17 protein-coding genes and 1 pseudogene are annotated in these 20145 nt (G+C 44.2%); 10 read left to right on the plus strand and 8 right to left on the minus strand.

Annotation, left to right across the window (positions count from 1 at the left end; all coding sequences use genetic code 11):
• Positions 1-442: 442 nt before the first annotated feature.
• From K6Y31_RS17980 to cmoA, 5 genes are all read right to left on the minus strand, one after another.
• Complete coding sequence (locus K6Y31_RS17980; protein ID WP_233054303.1) at positions 443-1405, minus strand: alpha-L-glutamate ligase-like protein; 963 nt, start codon at positions 1403-1405, stop codon at positions 443-445.
• A 2-nt stretch (positions 1406-1407) separates the two neighbouring features.
• A complete protein-coding gene (locus K6Y31_RS17985; protein ID WP_233054304.1) occupies positions 1408-2919 on the minus strand; it encodes a UUP1 family membrane protein in 1512 nt (503 codons plus the stop codon).
• 68 nt (positions 2920-2987) lie between these two features.
• Positions 2988-3758, minus strand: coding sequence for an ATP-dependent zinc protease family protein (locus tag K6Y31_RS17990; protein WP_233054305.1), 771 nt, complete (start codon positions 3756-3758; stop codon positions 2988-2990).
• Between the two features lie 102 nt (positions 3759-3860).
• Complete coding sequence (cmoB, locus tag K6Y31_RS17995; RefSeq protein WP_427901916.1) at positions 3861-4847, minus strand: tRNA 5-methoxyuridine(34)/uridine 5-oxyacetic acid(34) synthase CmoB; 987 nt, start codon at positions 4845-4847, stop codon at positions 3861-3863.
• Positions 4848-4883: 36 nt separating this feature from the next.
• Positions 4884-5612 carry a carboxy-S-adenosyl-L-methionine synthase CmoA gene (gene cmoA / locus K6Y31_RS18000; protein ID WP_233054307.1) on the minus strand — a complete coding sequence of 243 codons (729 nt, stop codon included), beginning with the start codon at positions 5610-5612 and terminating at the stop codon, positions 4884-4886.
• 300 nt (positions 5613-5912) lie between these two features.
• On the opposite strand from cmoA, the gene K6Y31_RS18005 reads away from it, so the two are divergent.
• The 7 genes from K6Y31_RS18005 (at position 5913) to K6Y31_RS18035 (ending at position 13769) form a co-directional block, all read left to right on the plus strand.
• Positions 5913-7184, plus strand: coding sequence for an O-acetylhomoserine aminocarboxypropyltransferase/cysteine synthase family protein (locus K6Y31_RS18005; protein ID WP_233054308.1), 1272 nt, complete (start codon positions 5913-5915; stop codon positions 7182-7184).
• Between the two features lie 294 nt (positions 7185-7478).
• Positions 7479-8474, plus strand: a complete 996-nt coding sequence (locus K6Y31_RS18010; RefSeq protein WP_233054309.1) for a ketoacyl-ACP synthase III — start codon at positions 7479-7481, stop codon at positions 8472-8474.
• Positions 8471-9487 (plus strand): NAD-dependent epimerase/dehydratase family protein, encoded by a 1017-nt coding sequence (locus K6Y31_RS18015; RefSeq protein ID WP_233054310.1) that lies wholly within the window; start codon positions 8471-8473, stop codon positions 9485-9487. Before K6Y31_RS18010 ends, K6Y31_RS18015 begins: the two co-directional genes overlap by 4 nt.
• Positions 9456-10334 (plus strand): MBL fold metallo-hydrolase, encoded by an 879-nt coding sequence (locus K6Y31_RS18020; RefSeq protein ID WP_233054311.1) that lies wholly within the window; start codon positions 9456-9458, stop codon positions 10332-10334. The genes K6Y31_RS18015 and K6Y31_RS18020 overlap by 32 nt, the downstream gene beginning before the upstream one ends.
• Positions 10331-11602, plus strand: coding sequence for a F390 synthetase-related protein (locus K6Y31_RS18025; RefSeq protein ID WP_233054312.1), 1272 nt, complete (start codon positions 10331-10333; stop codon positions 11600-11602). Before K6Y31_RS18020 ends, K6Y31_RS18025 begins: the two co-directional genes overlap by 4 nt.
• Complete coding sequence (locus K6Y31_RS18030; protein ID WP_233054313.1) at positions 11590-12693, plus strand: ATP-grasp domain-containing protein; 1104 nt, start codon at positions 11590-11592, stop codon at positions 12691-12693. Before K6Y31_RS18025 ends, K6Y31_RS18030 begins: the two co-directional genes overlap by 13 nt.
• Complete coding sequence (locus K6Y31_RS18035) at positions 12690-13769, plus strand: hypothetical protein (RefSeq protein ID WP_233054314.1); 1080 nt, start codon at positions 12690-12692, stop codon at positions 13767-13769. The genes K6Y31_RS18030 and K6Y31_RS18035 overlap by 4 nt, the downstream gene beginning before the upstream one ends.
• 155 nt (positions 13770-13924) lie before the next feature.
• Here the strand turns inward: K6Y31_RS18035 and K6Y31_RS18040 are convergent, their stop codons facing one another.
• Positions 13925-14554: a TetR/AcrR family transcriptional regulator gene (locus K6Y31_RS18040; RefSeq protein WP_233054315.1), complete on the minus strand. Its 630-nt coding sequence runs from the start codon at positions 14552-14554 to the stop codon at positions 13925-13927.
• A 61-nt stretch (positions 14555-14615) separates the two neighbouring features.
• Here K6Y31_RS18040 and K6Y31_RS18045 point away from each other — a divergent pair, with 61 nt between their 5' ends.
• The 3 genes and pseudogenes from K6Y31_RS18045 to K6Y31_RS18055 form a co-directional block, all read left to right on the plus strand.
• A complete protein-coding gene (locus tag K6Y31_RS18045; RefSeq protein WP_233054316.1) occupies positions 14616-15824 on the plus strand; it encodes an MFS transporter in 1209 nt (402 codons plus the stop codon).
• Positions 15825-16106: 282 nt separating this feature from the next.
• A complete protein-coding gene (traT, locus tag K6Y31_RS18050) occupies positions 16107-16883 on the plus strand; it encodes a complement resistance protein TraT (protein ID WP_233054317.1) in 777 nt (258 codons plus the stop codon).
• Positions 16884-17021: 138 nt separating this feature from the next.
• Positions 17022-17327: pseudogene (locus K6Y31_RS18055) on the plus strand (PLP-dependent transferase); the annotation flags it as partial.
• A 137-nt stretch (positions 17328-17464) separates the two neighbouring features.
• Here the strand turns inward: K6Y31_RS18055 and tatA are convergent.
• Both tatA and K6Y31_RS18065 read right to left on the minus strand, forming a co-directional pair.
• Entirely contained in the window at positions 17465-17674 is a 210-nt protein-coding gene (gene tatA / locus K6Y31_RS18060; RefSeq protein WP_233054319.1) for a twin-arginine translocase TatA/TatE family subunit, read from the minus strand.
• Between the two features lie 79 nt (positions 17675-17753).
• Positions 17754-19838, minus strand: a complete 2085-nt coding sequence (locus K6Y31_RS18065) for a PhoX family protein (RefSeq protein ID WP_233054321.1) — start codon at positions 19836-19838, stop codon at positions 17754-17756.
• Positions 19839-20145: the final 307 nt, after the last annotated feature.

Consider the following 20145-nt stretch of genomic DNA (forward strand, 5'->3'; position numbering starts at 1 on the left):
GTTACATTACCGGTTATTTCAATCGGTACAGGCCTCACCAGTTTAACAAGGGGTTATCGCCACAAAAGGCTGAAGCAGAATACTTCAAAACTTATAACGAGGTGGCCAGTTTTAGTTGACCACTACAGAGTGCAATTCGATTAATTATAGGATTGGTACAAAACAAGGACATTATTCCTTTGATTCGGAGTCGTCGACTGCACTGAAATTGAAGGAATTTATTCAAAAAATAATGGGGACGCCCAGTGGGCCGAGCTAAGTCGGTAGAAGATTGGAGGTAGCAGTATCGAGATAACCATCAAAATTTGAGGCTTGTCATATCTTGTTCCGCGGTTAACTGATCCCTGCCGCTACTTCTGAACAGGCCTGCTTATTTTGAAGCAAAAGCGTATTTGACGACTCGCCAAACACGCTTGTAAAGAGGCAAACTGGATTGTGTTGCCTAGATAGTAGGCACTTGAGAAAAATGCTTTATCGCAAACTCAACTCGCTGCTCTGGCGTCATTTTCTTATCACCTAGGCTTTCGACTAACTGCAAGCGTGGCAGTAAACCTGCGCCATTGGCGACTTGGATTGCTAAACCGGGGCGGGCATTGAGCTCTAGCAACATCGGCCCTTTATCACGATCTAACACCATGTCGGTGCCAAGATAACCCAATCCCGACATTTCATAACAACTGGCCGCCAAACGGATCAAGGTATCCCATTGCGGTACCTCTAACTCATTAAGGGCGCGATTAGTATCGGGGTGATGGGTAACGGGTAAACCAAATTGCACCGCATGCAGCGCTTTGCCACTGCCTATGTCAATACCCACACCTACTGCACCTTGGTGCAAGTTAGCTTTGCCATCTGAGTCGGTGGTTGATAGACGCATCATCGCCATTACCGGGAAGCCTTTGAAAACAATTACCCGTACATCGGGCACGCCTTCGTAACTAAAGCCGTCAAAGGCAGTATCAAACTCGATTAACGCTTCGATTACTGCCACGTCTTGCGCGCCGCCTAAACTGAATAGACCGGCCAAAATGTTAGACACATGACGCTCAAAATCGTCATGGGTCTCTTCTGCGCCATTGGGCTTGTAGTAGCGATCGTGTTCAACCTTAGTGATCACTAATATACCTTTACCACCGCTGCCTTTGGCTGGCTTGATGACAAAGCCGCTACGGCCTTTAATCAGCTCTGCTACTTTGCCTACTTCGGCTTGTGAGCTGATCACGCCAATTAACGCAGGCACGGTTACTTGCGCATCTTCGGCGATGATTTTGGTTTTTAATTTATTATCCACCAAGGGGTATAAAGAGCGTTTGTTATAGCGGCCAATATAATGACCGTTACGTTTATTCATTCCCATGATGCCTTTCGCTTTAAGCTTGAAAGGGTTCGCTAATAGGCCAAACATGATTATTTTCCTACCATGGATTTAAAGCGGTGTAATTCGAGTAAGCGGTAACCTGTGTAGCTACCCAATAATAAAACCAGTGACATGATAATTAGTTGCACGCCTAAGAAATTGAAGGTGATATGGCGAACGTAGTCATTATTCATGGCTAAATAAGCGAGCACTGCAACAAACAGGCTGCCGCCGCCTTGGCGAATGACTTCTTTGGCACCTTCTTCTTCCCATAACACCGACATCCGCTCGATAGTCCATGACAAAATAATCATCGGGAAGAAGGTGATTTTAAGGCCTTCACTTAAGCCGACTTTGTAAGAAACCACCGAGAACAGGCCGATCATTAAAATAACCATGATGATCACCGCGGATATTCGCGAGACCAAGAGGAGGTTTAACCGAGACAGGTAGGAGCGAATAATAAGGCCAGTGCCCACCACAATAATAAAGCCGACTAAACCGGTGATTAAGCTGGTTTGGATAAAGGCCATGGCGATTAATACTGGCATAAAAGTGCCTGAGGTTTTTAGGCCGACTAACACCCGCACTAACACCACTACTAATACACCAAAGGGAATTAATAAAATGCCTTTAAACAGAGCTTGCTCTTCAATTGGCAAGCTTTGAATTGAAAAGTTAAGTAGGTCTTGGCTATTTAGTTTTTCTTTTACCGCCATTAATGCCGGTTGATCTTGTTTGATCATTGAGAAGGTGACCAGTGAATCAGAGCCGCCGACCAAATCGAGTAAAGAAGAATCAGACTGCTCCCATAGTAACAGGTTTTCACGGTTAGCTTCTTTACCGCTTTTTACATCAAACAGTAACCATTTATCGCCCTCATACACTTGTACAAATGCATTTAACGGCTGACGTCGACGGCCATCTTCAAGGCGTAGGCCACCAACAACACGGGCAGCAATATCTGCTGAGTTAAGCAGTTTAACCATTAACTGCGAGGGATCTGATTCACTGTTAATCAGCAGCTCAGCATTTTGGCTTAACTGTTTTTTATTGAACTCTTTTAGTAGCTCTCTAGTATAGCTAAAGGCATCAGCACTGCGTTTCGTGACATCAATGGTTAGCTGCTGGGCTGCAGTGCCATAAGGCTCAACCCATTCCGGCATTTCAATTTTAGGTATGCTCGCTAAGCCTGATAAGTCAGCATTGTCATCTTCGAGTAGCTGCACTTTATAAAATAATTCTTGATTACCACTGGCTTCACGAATTGACCATTCGGCGCGCGGCGTATTGTTGTGCTGAATAAAATTCAAACCATAGCCAGGAGAAGCGGCATTTTGGTGCAACACGGTAAAACCCGGCTGACTCATTGGCGTGGCAAGGGAGGCTTTCACTTTATCGCCATTGGCAAAAAATTCTACCTTAGCATCAACTGACCACACGGTGCGTTTAACACCTGGGGTCAGTGGAACCTCGTGAGAGATGTGACGTTGGATAGTAAGGGCTAGGCCGGTAATAAACAATAAACTGACCAGTATGTAAAAAGGCGCTCTGGAGGTCATGGGATTAAATGATCCTACTGCTAATAAAGGTTAAAATTAAGGCGAGCATTACAATGCTCGCCTATCAATTATTTTGGCTTAAATTCTGGATGAATCTGCTGTTTACCGGGGTCGACTAAGGTAATGTCTTTGAGAAATTCCCGTCCCAGTAATACCGGATAGTTCATCTGGCCGCGATCGGCTAACGTGAACTCCGCTGAATCTTTAATGGTACCTAAACGGATATTAAGTTTAACCACTGGACGCTTCACCGTTTCGTCACTGGTTGACTGGCGAATGTTGGAATAACGTTCCACTTTTCGCTCTACCGTCATATCGGGCTGGCCTGGCTCATGGGCGATATCAAACTTGACCCATTTTTCGCCATCACGTTCAAATTCAACCACATTGGTAGCATGAATAGAAGAAACGGTGGCACCAGTATCAACACGGGCTAACAAGTTGGCCTTCGGTGGCGATATATGTACCCACTCTTCTTCACCAACAATGATTTTGCCTGCTTTAGTGCCATCCACCACTGCCGTTTTAGAAGGGATGATCACTTCTTGGCATTTAGGCTCTGGCATCGGGGCTGGCGCAACAACGATGGTTTTTTCTTTACTGGTGGTTATAAAGGTTTGCTTAAGATCTTGTAATTGAATTTCTTGCTGTTCACGTAAGAGGGCAAGCTCAGCAGTGAGAGAGCTGTTTATTTGTGTACATTGCGCAACCATAATTTGCTGTGTTTTAGCCAGCTCGCTGGATAATAAATCGGGAGAAACAGTAGGCGCTGGTTTTTCATTGGAAGCACATGCGGATAGCAGCAAAACAGAAGCGGCTAACACGGTTTTTTGAAACATATATTTTTATCCTAGCTATGACACAAATTGTTGAGTACGCAATAACAATGGCAAACTAAGTGATTTATTAACAGACTACAAGAGGCTGCAAAAGATTTAGTTTTAGCTTAATCGTTTTTCCGGATTTCGCGCGATAATTACGGCTCTTTTTGGCGCTGGATATCCCTCAATGGTTAAGCTGGGATCCTTGGGATCTAAAAAGTCGGTTAACGAGTCATTTTTCATCCACTGCGTGCTGCGCTGCTCGGCCACCGTGGTTTCGCTGATGTCGACAATGCGTACATCTTCAAAGTCACATTTCTCAACCCATACCTTTAACGCGGCTGCGCTCGGGATGAACCAAATATTGCGCATTTGTGCATAACGATCACGTGGCACCAATACATCATTTTCACCGCCATCAATCACTATGGTTTCAAGCACTAATTCACCGCCCGGCACTAATTGCGATTTTAACTGCATAATATGGTCGATGGGGGATTTTCGATGATAAAGCACGCCCATGGAAAACACCGTATCAAAGGCTTTTAACTCGGGCAGTTCTTGAATGCCCAGCGGCAGTAAATGCACGTTTTGATTGTTATTGGCAAAATGGCGGATGGTTTCAAATTGGCATAAAAATAGCTGCGATGGGTCAACGCCCACTACAAACTCAGCCCCTTCACCCAGCATGCGCCACATGTGATAGCCATTGCCACAGCCAACATCTAACACATAACGGTATTTTAACGGGCTAATGTGCGGCAATAAGCGATCCCATTTAAAGTCAGAGCGCCATTCGGTATCAATGTGAATGCCGTGCACTTTGTAAGGGCCTTTACGCCAAGGGTGAAATTTCTCTAACAGGTTGCCAAGCTTAGCTTGCTCGCCTTTGGGCAGTTCACCTTCTTGTCCCACCGATACTTGGCTTTCAATATCTATATGTTCAGTTTCAATCTCAGGGAATTTTTTCAGTACTTTTTGCCAGCTCGGAAACTCACCGCGCAAATTGTCTTGTTGCCACAGGGCTAATTGCGCCGGTAAGGTGGTTAGCCAATGACTAAGGCGGTTTTTCGCAATTTGCTGATAAAAGTTATTAAAATCGATGATCACTTAGAAGTACCTTGGTAATGAATTCTGTTTGCTTTATTTAATGGCAACCATGGAGCCAAAATTGAAACACTGAAACCACATATCAATATTGGTAAAGCCCGCTTGGTATAAGCGCTGCTTATTTTGCTCGATGGTGTCTGGCACCATCACATCTTCCAGTGCATTGCGTTTTTGGCTTATTTCTAATTCGCTATAGCCGTTGGCGCGTTTAAAGTCGTGATGCAGCTCGAACAAAAAATCGTGGGTGGTGTCATTGTCAAAGTGGAATTTTTCCGACAGCACTAAAACGCCGCCCGGCACCAGACCTTGATAGATTTTTTCGATTAGGGCATGCCGTTTATCTTTGTCAATAAACTGCAAGGTGAAGTTCAGTACCACGATGCTGGCATTACTTATCTCAATATCGCAAATATCTTGGCAGTGAATGGTCACGGGGACGTCACCACGAAAGGCATCCACATGTAATTGGCAACGCTCTACCATCGCAGGCGAGTTATCCACCCCAATAATGGCGCAGTCGCTGTGTTTTAAATTGCGGCGCATTTCTAGGGTGGCCGCGCCAAGTGAACAGCCTAAATCATAAAGCTGGGTATTGGGCTGGGCAAAGCGTGCGGTGATCATGCCTATGGCCGAAATAATATTGGAATAGCCCGGCACTGAGCGCTTGATCATGTCAGGAAAAACTTCGGCCACTTTTTCATCAAAAGTGAAGTTGCCCATTTGTTCGACAGGGGCTGCAAAAATGGTATCTTTGTGTTTCATTGGGCTCTTCCTTTTGATAGGAGGCGTATTTTAATCAAACACTGCACTATTGTGAAATATCTTCAGCATTTATTTCAGTTGTGAAGCAATGACTGGCTTTTTGTTGATAAATTCGCCATATTTTTAGCGTTTTATACCAATTGGCTAAAATCAGTGTTCAATCTTTTATATGGGGAGCCGCAGGCAAAAAGAACGGGTTATTCCCTTTGAGCCCTATGGATGGGTATATCATCGCTAAGGGCTCATCTCATAAACTGGATTGGTACTATTTGCCATAGCAATTTAAATTAAGGATGACACATGAAATTGGAATCACTGGCTTTGCATCACGGCTACACCTCAGAAGCGACCACAAAAGCGGCGGCGGTGCCGATTTATCAAACCACTTCTTATACCTTTGATGACACCCAACACGGCGCAGATTTATTTGACCTTAAAGTGCCGGGCAATATTTATACCCGCATCATGAACCCCACCACAGACGTGTTAGAGCAGCGCATTGCGGCAATGGAGGGCGGTATTGCTGCATTAGCAGTGGCGTCCGGCATGTCGGCTATCACTTATGCTATTCAATGTATTTGTGAAGTGGGCACCAATATAGTGAGTACTAGTCAGCTTTATGGTGGCACTTATAATTTATTTGCTCATTCATTGCCAAAACAAGGCATTGAAACGCGAATGGTCAACTTCAATGATTATGAAGGTTTTGAAAACGCCATTGATGAAAACACCCGTGCGGTTTTTTGTGAGTCGATAGGCAACCCCGCCGGTAACGTGGTTGATTTAGCTAAGTTGGCCGAAATAGCCCATCGCCATGGCGTGCCTTTAATTGTGGATAATACCGTAGCGACACCTTTTTTATGTCGCCCATTTGAACATGGCGCTGACATTGTGGTGCATTCATTAACCAAATACATTGGCGGTCACGGCACTTCAATTGGCGGTGCGATTGTTGATTCGGGTAAATTTGATTGGGTGGCCAACAAAGAGCGCTTTGCCATTTTAAATGAGCCCGATCCTTCTTACCATGGCGTGGTTTATACCGAAGCCTTAGGCGCAGCCGCTTACATTGGTCGTTGTCGCGTGGTGCCACTGCGTAACACCGGTGCGGCGATTTCTCCAATGAACTCATTCCAAATTCTACAAGGTTTAGAAACCTTAGGTTTACGCATGGAGCGCCATTGTGAAAATGCGGAAAAATTAGCGGCTTATTTATCGGCGCACGACAAGGTTGAGTGGGTGAATTACGCCGCGCTGCCCGACAGTCAATACCGTGAGGTGTGTGAAAAAATCTGTGGTGGTAAAGCTTCAGGAATTTTAAGTTTTGGCATTAAAGGCGGCGCTGCGGCGGGCGGCAAGTTTATTGACGCGCTGCAAATGATTTTGCGCCTAGTGAACATTGGCGATGCAAAATCGTTAGCCTGCCATCCAGCCTCTACTACCCATCGACAGCTTAACCCAGAAGAATTAGCCAAAGCGGGCGTGAGTGAAGATTTGGTAAGGATCTCAGTTGGTATTGAAAACATCGACGACATTATTGCTGATGTAGAACAAGCCTTAGCGAAGGCTTAAATGTATACCCAATCAATCCGGAACGTTAAATCTCATCAAGCGTTTACACGTGTTTAGGTTAGGCCTTGATTGGGTATACTTTAACCATTTAGTAAGCAAGTAACTAGGGCGGCGCTTGCCGCTTTAGTTATGCCTTAGCACCGCAACGGCTTGGTTTTTATTCGAGCCTTGAAATAATGACCATTCGTTACAAGTAGTTACTCTACCCAAAAATGCAATACATGTTTACTGTTAACCAGATCGTGCTAGTTTGAGCTTGGCTTTTGGACATGTAAGTAAAGCTTAAGGAAATTCATGGCATTTGATATTGTCGGCAGTGATATTTACCTGCCAGAAACTAAGTGGTCAGATAAGGATTTTGACCTGTATTTAGGATTAAAAAAAGGCACCAGTAAACGCCAATTCGGTGTCGAAACACGCCACGTGGCCGCCAATCATGAAACGGCTATTTACATGGCCGCAAAAGCGGCGTTAGGTGCACTAAAAAATGCTTCATTAACCATTAATGACATAGATTTACTCGTTTATGCTAGCGCTTCTCATCACCAAGCATTGCCCTATGATGCCGCGGCTGTATTGGCCCGCTTAAATGCACCCGTTAACCTTGCTAGTTTAGACATAAATAGCTCGTGCTTATCATTTTTAACGGCTTTAGATTACGCCCAATGTATTTTTCTGGCTAAACGACACCAGCGTATTTTAATCGTGAGTAGTGAGCTTGTCACTGGGATAACGTTGAATAAAACCACGCCCGCGAAAACTGAGGTGGCAACCTTGTTTTCCGATGGCGCTGCAGCTTATGTGTTACAAGCCGCGTCAAATGCCTCAGGATTTACCGGTGCTCTGTTTGAAACTCATCACCAAGGCTACGATTTTTGCCAAGTTAAAGCTGGTGGTAGTCATGTTAACCCTCATCACACGGCGCCAGAGCAACTATTGGCCGCCAGTCAATTTGAAATGGATGGCAAAGCCTTGTTTCGTCACATGACAACAACGTTGCCGGCTTTTTTAGTGCGAGGTTTACAGCAAAGCAATATTCAACGCGACCAAATTGACTATTTACTGCCGCATCAAGCGAGCCACCTTGCATTGAAAAGATTGCCTAAAATGAGCGGGTTTTGTTCACAAAAAATAGTTAATAATGTGGCACAGTGTGGCAATCAAATCGCGGCATCACTACCCATTAACCTGCACCTACTCAGGCAACAACAAGCCAATAGCGGCAAAAAAGTATTACTGATTGGCTCGGCAGCGGGGTTATCACTGGGAATGGGATTTCTGACACTATGAAGATATTGGTTACCGGTGGTACTGGTATGCTCGGCAGTGCCATTATTCGCTTATATCATCAAGAACATGAACTGCATTTTATTGGCCGTAATGCCGCCATTGTGCAGCAGTTAAGTGCTAAATATCCAGTGACGGGCCATGTGGCGGATTTGTGCGATCTGGATGCCATTAGTAAAATTTTTGCAGACATTGAACAGGATAAAAGTAACGATGAACAAATCGATGCAATTATTCATTGTGCTGCGCTTTCTAGTCCTTGGGGAGCCTACCAAGCATTCGAGCAAGGGAATGTGCAAGCTACTCGTAATTTATTAGCCGTTGCTGAACAGTATAATATCCAGACGTTTGTGCATATATCCACTACCAGCGTTTATTTTGACTTTACTGACCGTTGGAACATAACCGAGCAAGACCCCGTAGCCAGTCCGTTTTGTAATGATTATGCTGAAACGAAATACCTAGCAGAACAGGCTGTGCTCGCCAGTTCAATCCATAGTGTTATTTTGCGTCCTCGCGGCATATTTGGGCCTAATGACCAAGCCATCGTACCGCGCTTGTTAGCTGCAATTAAAGGGCGTTATCTACTGCTCCCTTCGGCTAAAAACCCAGTGCTGGATTTGACCTATGTAGACAATGTGGCAACAGCGGCATTGCTTGCTTGCGCCAAAGGCCCCAGTTTACCAAAGGGCGAAATATTTAATATCACCAATGGTGAACCCATGCCTATTAACAGTGTGTTAGCCGCCTTGCTGACCGCTTTAGGTTATAAAGCGCGTTTAGTGACATTACCCTATGCCTTAATTGCCCCTATCATTGCCCTTAACGAATACATTCGACGTCGCTTAGCTCATTGTCCTGAGCCAAAAATAACGGTTTATGGCGCGGGTTTATTGCATTTTCATCAAACATTAAATATTGAAAAAGCCAATCAATTACTGGGTTATCAAGCAAGTGTTAGCATCACAGAAGGGATCAGGCGTTATGTCGACTGGACTAAAAATAAAACTGTTTGAAGGAGGGCACTGTGTGCATCCTGGGTTTGTTGTTAAACCGGGCAGTGGGCTAAAGCCGCGCGCGTTTCCTGCCGCCGTGGCTTTGATTGAGCATCCATCACAAGGTTATTTATTATTTGATACGGGTTATCACGAGAATTTTTTCACTGTTACTCGCACGTTTCCTGAGCGTTTCTATGCATGGACTACACCTTGTAAGTTAAAGCATGGTGATGGAATCATTGAGCAACTACAGCTTGCTGGAATAGCGCCATTGCAAATAAACCATTTAGTGCTGTCCCATTTTCATGCTGATCATATTGCCGCGGTGAGCGAGTTTAATAGCGCGCAAATTCACTGTACGCAGCAGGGGCTTAACTCAATACAGCAGTCAGGGCGAATTAATGGGGTGCGTAAAGGGTACCTAAAAAAATTATTGCCCGCTGAGATAACCAAGCAACTGTGTATTCACACGCAATTTCCTTTGGCCTTTGATCAGGTTATAAACGGGAGAGGTGCCTCTGAAGGCCCTGCTATTGAGTTAGCATGCGCCGATTTGTTTAATGACCAAAGCTTGTACTTGGTCGCACTGCCTGGACATGCGGCAGGTCAAATTGGCCTGTTATGTCAATTAACCAATCGATGGGTCTTTTTATTGGCTGACGCCTGTTGGCTGATTGATAGCTTGGCAGATGAGGTTGATCAACATTGGTTAGCTAACTTTTTATGTGACGATGTAGCGCAATATCGGGCTACCTTGGCGCAGTTAAGGCATTGCTATCGGCGGTATCAGCATCTAATAGATTTTGTGCCATCCCACTGTTCAGCAACTATTAATGCGCTAAAAGCCAAAGGCTGGATGCAGTGATTTTGTTATTAAATACTTTTATTAAAGCTCGCTATAAAAGGTTTCATCAGCGCCAACAACTGCAAGATTGGCAAGTGCAACAAGTAGACAAGCACCTTGCTTGGGTTTGCCGACACTCGCCTTATTATCGCGCGTTACAAGGGGCTAAGCTGGATCAATTCCCAATCATGAATAAACAGCAAATGATGGCAAATTTTGACCAGTTGAACACCTGTGGATTAGAGCAAGCACAATTGTTTGAATGCGCGATTAATGCGGAGAAAAAGCGCCATTTTAGTGACTCTACAATTGGTGACATTACTGTGGGGTTATCATCAGGCACATCTGGCCAGCGCGGTTTGTTTTTGGCCAGCCCACAAGAGCGACAGATTTGGGCCGGCAATATTCTCGGTAAATTATTACCCAGCCTGATAACTAAGCACCGTATTGCCTTAGTGTTAAGAGCAAATAGCCCACTTTATGGCACCGTTAACAAAGGGCCGATTCAGTTTTGCTATATAGATATCACGCTGCCGATTGAAGTGTGGATGAAGCAGTTAGATGCGTTTCAACCCAGCTTGTTGATTGGCAGTGCCCAAGCATTACAATTGTGCGCCTTGTATACGGGGAAATACAGCCAGAAAGCCATTCAACCTCAGCGCATCATTTCTGGGGCTGAAGTGCTAACACCAGCAGATAAACACTGGCTACAGCAAAAATTTAACTGCCCGATTCATGAAATTTATCAATGCACAGAAGGCTTTTTAGGATGCACGGATCAGCAAGGGCAAATGCGTTGGAACGAAGATATAGTGCTAATTGAAAAGCATTGGCTAAATGCAGAAAAAACTCATTATAGCCCAATAATTACCGACTTCCGCCGCCGTACACAACCAGTGATCCGTTATCAACTGGACGATATTATTGTGGCGAAACAAGACTCGGGTATATTCGAAGCGATTGGGGCGATAGCCGGTCGTTGTGGCGACTGTTTAAGTTTGCTTGGACAGGGACGACAAAAAGGCTGCAAAGTGCCTGTATTACCAGATCTTATCTATCGGGCCATCACTCTAAAAATTGATGAGCATTGTGATTATAAAATTTCACAGCTAGCGGATGATTGCATTGAAATAGCTGCAGAGCCAACCTATCACCAGAGAATACAACAAGCGTTAAGTGAGCTTTTTGCGCAGCAAAATGTACTACCTGTGACATTTATGTTTGCGCCTAAACCAGTATGGCAGGCCGCAAACAAGCAGCGTAGAGTGATCAACTTATGCGGATCTTAATTACAGGAGCCAGAGCGCCTGTTGCCCTTGAATGGGCGCGAATTTTATTGGCGCAAGGGCATCAGGTATTTCTAAGTGATTGCTGTCGTTTTCCTGTTGGCAAATTTGTGCCTGGGATCAGCGGTTACATACAAACGAGTTCGCCGCGATCAGAGCCTAAGCAATACCAGTGCCAAATAACCGCATTGGTTAAACAACATCAAATTACATTACTTATTCCCACCTGTGAGGAAGTTTTTTACTTAGCCCAGTTTAGCCACCGTCTAAACGGGGTTAATACTTTAATTTGTGATGCTCCGTTACTATTTGGCTTACATGATAAATTTCAATTGTTTACCTTGTTAGCAGGGCTGCCGGGAGTGCGCCTACCCAGGACTAAAAAAATCACCCGCGTACAGCAAATTGATCTTAAATGGGACAGCATATTAAAGCCCACTTTTTGCCGGTTTGGCGAGCAAGTGATCCGTAATATTAATCAGGCCAGCCTGCAAGAAATAACAGTAAGTCCGCAACAGTCTTGGGTGCAGCAACAGAAACTTACTGGACAAGCATTTTGTAATTACGCCTTATGTGATCGTGGCGTTATCATCGCTCACCAAGTTTATCTTCCTGAATATCGTGTTAATCAGTCTGCGGCGACCTATTTTAGGCCAACAGTTAATCGGGCTATCAATGAATTCATGTCTGCTTTTGTCAGTACTTATCACTTTCATGGACAAGTATCCTTTGATTTTATCGAGCACCTAGGCAGCATATACGTTATAGAGTGTAACCCAAGGACAACCAGTGGCTTGCACCTAATTGCGGATAACTTACATTGGCCCAGTATGAACACGCCAATGGAGAACTCACAGAATAAAGCCAAGTATGTTGGCCTTGCCATGTTGTTAGCTGGTGGGGGTAAGGCATTATTGAACGCTAAGATATGGCGTGATTTTCATCAAGGTGACAACGTTTTGGCTAGTAAACGCTACCCGCTGCGGCCGTGGGTACTGCTATTAAGCACGGGAGAATTATTATTGAAATCATTACGACAGCGAAAAAGCGTAACGGCAGCCAGCACTGACGACATTGAATGGAATGGGGAGTGAGCATGTTAAACGCGCAGCAGTGGCATCAAGGTTATTTCGAAATGATGTTAGAGGGCAGTAAAATTGCGCAACTGGATGCTGATTTTGTGTATTATCAGCAGCAAGGGTTAACAATTCCCGCTACGATCAGCCACACCAAGGTGAACAACAGTTATGTGGTTTCGCCGTTAACGCTAATCACCGGTTATGCACAAGATGAAATCCCCAAAGTACGTTTTGCTGCCTTACGTTGGTTTAGTTATCAGCTAGTTAAGATCGTTGAGAAGCCCTTGCAGTTAGCGGGGGTGGGCACTGTGCAAACCTTAAACAATCAATGTTTATCTACTAATATGTATTGCCAAGGGTGGCAGACCATTAATTTATCGAAACTGCGCACGCAAGCATTGCAAACCCGCAGTGGGCACGCTCTGTTGCTGCGCTCTTTAAATGCAGCCCAACATTCCCCTATTATTGAGCGTTGTGAGCAAGACGGTTGGTTAGCCATTGTTACTCGTCAAGTTTACCTGCATACAGACTGGTCGGCAGTGGTTGCAGGCAAAGATTTAAAAACAGATTTACGACTACTAAAACAACCACAATGGACTTTTAAAAAGTTAGTTACTGAGCAAGAAATAGAGCGGGCTAAAGTGCTTTATGACGCACTATATTTAGGTAAATACAGTGAGCATAACATTCAATTTACGTTGTCTTTCTTTAACCATGGGGTGCAATCGGGGCTGTTGTCGCTATATGGTTTGTTTTATCAAGAAGAGATGCTCGCCTGTGTTGGCATGGTGATTATTGACGGCGACATGACATGCCCAATACTGGGTTATGATCTTCAGCAACCGCAAAAACTAGGGCTTTATCGGCGCGCTTCTGCCTTTACTATCAATTATGCCCAGCAGCATAATTTACGATTTAACATGAGTTCAGGTGCGCCTTGGTTTAAACGCAATCGTAAAGCCAAAGCAGAAATTGAATATAGCTATGTTTACTGCCAGCATTTAAGCAAACCAAAGCAATGGGTATGGAAAACCTTTGCTTGGTTAACCAAACATTTTTATCGCCCAATTTTAGAAAAACAAGGCTTATAAAATAGAGTGGTTATCTCGTAAACCTCACTGAAGACACGTGGATAATTCTATCGGCATTGAAAATATCGACGAGATGATTGCTGGTATAAAACAGACGCTGCCTAAAGTTTAACATTGTAAGTTTCTCTGATTAGATAAGGTGGTATATGCCGCCTTTATTCAGCGGTTATATTTTCAAGTAATTGTTTTGCCGTTTCTTTGGCTGCTAAAACTGCTTCAGCTGGGTTATTGTGGTTTGCTATCCATAGTGCCAAATTTGTCAGTCCGCCATTTATAAAATGCGCCATGGCTTGATGTTTTACTGATGATTTTGTTGGGTGAATTTTAGCCAGTAATTCAGTAACCGATTTAATGCATTGAGCCGCTGCTAGGGTAAGCTGTTCCGGCTCAAGTATAGAGTATGCATCGCGTAACATAATGCGTTGGACTTCTTGCTCTGAAGCCATTTCTAAGTAGGTTTCGACACGCCTTATTAATGCTTCTTTTGGAGAATTGGCACGACTTTCAACAGCAATTAACTTCGCATCCATTTCATTATCAATCAATTGTACAACAGCATAGAAAAGCCCTTTCTTATTGCCAAAATGATGATATAAGGCGCCACGAGTGAGGCCTACGGCTGCTGTAAGTTCCTCTAAGGGGGTGCCTGAAAACCCTTTACTCGCAAATAGAGCCCGCGCTTGCATAATGAGCTCTGTGCGTGTTTTCTCTGTCATGTTTTTTCTTGATACAGCCATAAGAATATTTTTTTTGCGAACGGATAGGTTTTTATAATTGACATACATAGTGTATGTCAATTATTTTAACATACACAGTGTATGTTAATGGTGTTCCCAAGGAGAGCAAATGCATAACCCTTACTCGATGATTTTTAAAATGAAAGGCACAAAGGCTTTTAGTAGTGCGGGTTTTATTGCTCGCATGCCCTTGTCTATGATGGCGATAGGGTTGATTACAATGATGTCACAACTTTATGATTCTTATTGGGTTGCTGGCTCTATAGCGGCTGTTTTTACTTTTACAATGGCATTTTCGGCGCCTCAATTATCAAGGCTGATTGATAAATATGGACAAAGAGCGGTGGTGTTGCCTGCGACAATGCTAAGTGTCGTGGCAACCTTGATTTTACTGTGGTTAAGTTATGTTCAAGCACCGATTTGGAGTTTATATATAGCAGCCATTATTGCGGGAATAATGCCAAGCATTCCCGCCTTAGTGAGAGCGAGGTGGAGTTATGTGCAACAAGATCCCGATCTACTCAATAGCGCATATTCCTTCGAATCTGTATTGGATGAAATCGCCTTTGTTGTCGGCCCACCACTTTCTATCGCATTAAGTACTCTGGTTTTCCCTCAAGCGGGGCCACTATTGGCGATTGTTTTATTTTTGTTAGGCAGTCTTTGGCTGGTTTCACAATCGGCTACTGAGCCTAAAGTTGTTCCCAGTGAGAATACAGTAATGAGTTCTGCGTTAAGAAATCCGCTCGTACAACTATTAACAATATGCTTGCTCGCTTTGGGGGTCATTGTGGGAGCGGTTGATGTGCTAAGTGTTGCTTTTGCAAATCAGCACGGCTCACCTTTAGCGGCCAGTATTGTGCTATCAATGTATGCACTAGGCTCGTGTATTTCAGGGTTTGGTTTTGGTGCATTGAAATGGAAAGTGCCGATGGTTGACCTGTTGGTTCGTTTTGCATTTTTCACATTACTTACTAGTTTTGCGTTATTAGGTGCTAGCCAAGTATTTGGCTTAGCTTTGGTTATGTTTGTTGCTGGGCTTGCCTTTGCACCAACAATGATTATTGCAATGGGATTAGTGGAAAAAAATGTTGTTAAGCAGCAATTAACTGAAGGGTTGACTTGGCTGATCACAGGCTTAGGCATGGGAATTGCTATCGGCGCGGCCGTGACTGGTTGGGTGGTTGATAATTTCACTGTAAGTCATGGTTTTTGGATTGCAATCGCAGCGGCCGGATGTGTTGTTCTTATTTCAGTGGTTTTATACAAGCGATTTAAGAAAAATATAAAAAGTGAACGAACCTCTTTCGTCATGTAAACGATTATTTTGGCACGCTTGAGGAAGTGTGACGAGGCCCGTTTATTTAGGTCTATTCAAATAGAGATCAAGTATCTTAGAGTTTTTAAATTGTTGAAGGAATAAGCGAGCATAGCTCATAGATGGTCTCACTTTTGCCTAAGCTAGCTGAGGCTAGGCGGTAATCAGGCATTTTTTAAAATCAATAAAAAATCAAAAAAAAGACAGTTAGATGTTCATTTTTAGTCTGCTTGCTTTTATAATGGCGCTTTTAATCTTTTCCAATTATTAAGGTTCATTATAATGAAGTGTAAATTGTTAAAATTTGCTCCTGTGTTAGCCCTATCAACCATTCTTTTAGGATGTTCTGCAGCACAAACTGCGATGAAAAAAAGCGAGCTATCTATTGATTCTCAGACTTCCTTTTCAGTGGTTTTGGAGCCTGTTGCGCCTTCTAAGCGTATAGTTTACGCAAAAGTACGCGATTTAAGTGGGAATTCTATGCGTAAAGATATGCAGCGCCAATTAGAAAGCTTATTTATAAATGAAGGTTTTGTTGTTACGAACGATCCTGACAAAGCAAATATGATGATTACCGCTTCGATTATCGCGGCTGAAAAAGCGACAGCAGCTGACGCTAATCGTTATTTGCATTCAGGTTATAAGGGCGGAGCAGAAGGAGCTCTTGCTGCTGGTAGTGTATCAGCTATCGCTGGTGGTAGTGGTTCTGGCGTTGCAACTGCTGCAGTGGCTGGTGCTGCCATTGGGTTTCTTGCTGATACTTTAGTTGAAGATGTATATTATACTTTTGTTATGGATGTTCAGCTTCGCGAGCGGCCATTAGACGGAGACGTTATTTCAAATGCAACTAAAAACAATAGCTCAAAGCGAGTAACAAGTAAAAATACTTCTACGTCTTCTAATAGCAACAGTTCTGTGACTAGAGGTGACAATTTCAAGTGGATTGTATACGAAACTAGAATTGTAACCACAGCAAACAAGATGAACTTGGAAATAACAGAAGCTATACCTGCCGTACAAAGTCGTACAGCTGAAACGCTTACAGAAATGATGTTGTAATTATTGAGAAAGCAGAGGGGGGCGTCCCCTCTGGTTCCAACAAATAGCTCCTTAGCGCATGATAAGTTTCACTAAATTTAGCTAAATCTGATTTGTCGTTAAATCAATTCACCGATGAACTCTTTCCAAATTCTATAAGGCTTAGACACCTTAGGTTTATGTATGGAACGTCATTATGATAATACGGAAAAATTAGCAGCCTATTTATCGATTCACGATAAAGTAGAGTGGGTTAATAACGCCGCGATACCAGACAGTTAATATCGCGCGGTGGGCGAAAGAATCTGCTACGTCAAAGCCTCAGGGATTTTAAGTTTTGGTATTAAAGGCGGCGCAGCCACGGGTGGTAAGTTTATTGACGTTTTGCAGATGATTTTACGCCTAGTGAACATTAGCGATGCAAAATCGTTAGCGTGCCATCCTGCTTCAACTACCCATCGCCAGAATAGATAGAAATGTTAAGATATTCTCACTTAGTGCGAACCATCATTAGAGAATTTAGTTCGGCTATTTATGGTTAACTCAATGGGCCTCAACCGTTAGAGGGACTTAAGCCCATCAAGTTATGCCGTTTCGAAGTTTTAAATGACTTTTTTCTGCGGTTGCTCACTGTGCGTGTTTTGTTGAGTAATCAAGTCGGTTTCTTTGGGTTGCTCTTCAGCCATTGCCTGCTTAAAGCCTTTAATGGTTGCACCAAGATCGCCGCCAATACCGCGAAGGCGCTTGGTGCCAAACAGCAACACAACAATAGCGGCAATAATAACAAGCTGCCAGATACTAATTCCTGCCATGATGTTCCTTAAATATTTTAGTTGTTTAATGCTAGAAAAGCAGGCCGTCAGGCCTGCTGTTAGCCAAGGTTAATGAAGCTTAAACGCCAAGTGCTCCGCCATCCGCTTTACGGATCGCAACCAGTGATGCACGTGGACGCAAAGTCATACCATTTGGCGTTTCTTGTGCGGCATTGTCGCTATATGGCCAATTGCCTGGATGCTGAATAGATACGAACATGGTGGTGTAATCAGGTGTGATAGTAAAACCTGTTACTTCACAACCATTAGGTCCAACAAAGAAACGACGCAGCTCTCCTTGGTTTGCGTCATCGATGGTTTGTTGTTTACCATCAGTGTCGGTCAGCATGGAAGGTACTACGGCTAACATCTGGTCGTTAGTATAATTTTGTACTTCGTCGGCGCCGTTATCTGTTTGGATCCACATAATGCCGCGTTTATCAAAAGCGAGGCCATCTGGGCTGGCAAATTGGTTAAATTCATTTAAACCAGATAGGTTGGTGGCAGCATCACCGGCTGCATCTGAGCCAAACACGAAGATATCCCAGCTAAATGTGGTATGAGTTTCGCCTTCATCCCAGCGGATAATATGACCGAATTTGTTATTTAGTCGTGGATTAGCTGGGTTAGTGCCAGTTGCAGCATTACGTCGAGTATTGTTGGTCAATGTCAGGTAAACAGAGCCCGTGAATGGGTCAACAGCACACCATTCAGGACGATCCATTGGCGTTGCACCCACTAGGTCGGCGGCACCCGCTGTATTGAGTATGATCTCTGCTAGGCTGGTGAAATGATCGGCTAGTGTGCCACCATTTTTGGTTGAGCCTGTCATGGTGAGTGGTAGCCAAGTACCAACACCATCGGCATCGAATTTAGCCACATACAAGGTGCCCGCATCCATATATTTGTCACCCATCGCCATACGGTTTTTGGCGTCGGCATCCGCTGGATCCCAGAGTGCGTCAGAGACAAACTTGTACATGTACTCAAAGCGTGAATCGTGACCCGAATAGAATGTGATAGGTTTTCCTTCAGTCAACTTACCAAAAGTACAGCCCTCATGACGGAAGCGGCCAAGGGCTGTGCGCTTAACCGCGCGAGAGTTTGCTGTGTATGGGTCTACTTCAACAATATAACCATGACCATTAGCTTCGTTGCGGTAATCGTCCATGGCGCTGTTACCAGTTGGTGTTACGTCAAAACGCGCAAATTCGTCAACTCGTTCTTCTGGACTACCGGCAACGGTTTCCCAACCGTAACGTGTGGTGCTAGATGTTTCGATCCCAATGCGATCTTGCTCTGCGGTGGTCGTGCCTTTATTGATGAAATACCCCGGCCAGTTTTCTTCACAGGTAAGGTAAGTGCCCCATGGCGTATAGCCGTTACCACAGTTATTAAGAGTGCCGCGCGCTTGACTGCCGTCTGGTGAGAAAGGCGTTTTCAGCTTGTCTGAATTGGCGAGTGGGCCAGAAATATTCATTGTGGTTGCGCCAGTGTAGCGACGGTTTAATGGATCATTGTCCACTACCTTCCACTCGTTGGCGATCAGCTGAATGCGTACTACGGCAACGCCGTGAGCATTAATCTCTTTACGAACTTGATCGACACTGCTACGGATACCGTCAGCGTCTTTATCACTGCCGTTAGGGTGCAATGCATTTTGGTCGATATATTCATGGTTTACGCACAAAAGGCCGTCGCTGCCATCATCATTGAGCGGGAAAAAGTGCAAGCCATCGTGGTGCATGCCCATGGCATTCGCTTGATCTGTTGCATTGTTAGAGCCATCACGCTTCCATTCTGAGCCGCCTGACATGATTGGCTGTCCCCAAGGCGCGAGAACCTGTGCAGTGTAGCCTTCAGGCACACTTACTGCGTCAATTTTAGAACCTGGGATCGAGTTGAAACCCAATCTAGCGCTTGATGCAGTGGGAACGCTCGGCGTGGTTGGTGTGGGGGTTGGTGTACCAGAATCTACTATTGGTGTTGAGCTATTACTAGAATTACATCCAGCCAAGCCAAATGCGCCAAACATGGTCATAGCACCTAGGCCAAGGCCGCCTTTGATCATTTTTCGGCGTGATAGATGTGCTTCCAATACCTGATCAAAATCTGGGTTGTCGCTTTTGTTAAATCGCTTCGGGTTAAAAATTTCCTTGCTCATCATGTTCTCCAACTGCTTTGGTTACGCTGGTTAAAACCAGACTAGTGGCGAACAAACTAAATGGGTAAAGTGACAGATACGTTACAGAAATGTAACATTAAGGTTGCTCTGTGCGTTAGCCCTTCGTTAAGGGGAGGTTTCTATCCCGTATCCACTAACTTCTTAATATTGTGAAACATATAGGTTAAATAATATCCAATCTGAGTTACGCATGGGGATATTACTGGGTTATAAATCGGCGAAATCCCCCCAGCTTGCAGCCATCAAATAAACGCGAACGAGCTAATTCGATATTTCAAAAAATAAA

The organism is Motilimonas cestriensis (assembly GCF_021295315.1).
Lineage (GTDB): Bacteria > Pseudomonadota > Gammaproteobacteria > Enterobacterales > CBDFNC01 > Motilimonas > Motilimonas cestriensis.

Coding starts and splice junctions, on each gene's coding strand:
- K6Y31_RS17980 (WP_233054303.1), bottom strand. CDS start 1,405: ATGTTTGGCCTATTAGCGAACCCTTTCAAGCTTAAAGCGAAAGGCATC.
- K6Y31_RS17985 (WP_233054304.1), bottom strand. CDS start 2,919: ATGACCTCCAGAGCGCCTTTTTACATACTGGTCAGTTTATTGTTTATT.
- K6Y31_RS17990 (WP_233054305.1), bottom strand. CDS start 3,758: ATGTTTCAAAAAACCGTGTTAGCCGCTTCTGTTTTGCTGCTATCCGCA.
- cmoA (WP_233054307.1), bottom strand. CDS start 5,612: ATGAAACACAAAGATACCATTTTTGCAGCCCCTGTCGAACAAATGGGC.
- K6Y31_RS18005 (WP_233054308.1), top strand. CDS start 5,913: ATGAAATTGGAATCACTGGCTTTGCATCACGGCTACACCTCAGAAGCG.
- K6Y31_RS18010 (WP_233054309.1), top strand. CDS start 7,479: ATGGCATTTGATATTGTCGGCAGTGATATTTACCTGCCAGAAACTAAG.
- K6Y31_RS18015 (WP_233054310.1), top strand. CDS start 8,471: ATGAAGATATTGGTTACCGGTGGTACTGGTATGCTCGGCAGTGCCATT.
- K6Y31_RS18020 (WP_233054311.1), top strand. CDS start 9,456: ATGTCGACTGGACTAAAAATAAAACTGTTTGAAGGAGGGCACTGTGTG.
- K6Y31_RS18030 (WP_233054313.1), top strand. CDS start 11,590: ATGCGGATCTTAATTACAGGAGCCAGAGCGCCTGTTGCCCTTGAATGG.
- K6Y31_RS18040 (WP_233054315.1), bottom strand. CDS start 14,554: ATGTATGTCAATTATAAAAACCTATCCGTTCGCAAAAAAAATATTCTT.
- K6Y31_RS18045 (WP_233054316.1), top strand. CDS start 14,616: ATGCATAACCCTTACTCGATGATTTTTAAAATGAAAGGCACAAAGGCT.
- traT (WP_233054317.1), top strand. CDS start 16,107: ATGAAGTGTAAATTGTTAAAATTTGCTCCTGTGTTAGCCCTATCAACC.
- tatA (WP_233054319.1), bottom strand. CDS start 17,674: ATGGCAGGAATTAGTATCTGGCAGCTTGTTATTATTGCCGCTATTGTT.
- K6Y31_RS18065 (WP_233054321.1), bottom strand. CDS start 19,838: ATGAGCAAGGAAATTTTTAACCCGAAGCGATTTAACAAAAGCGACAAC.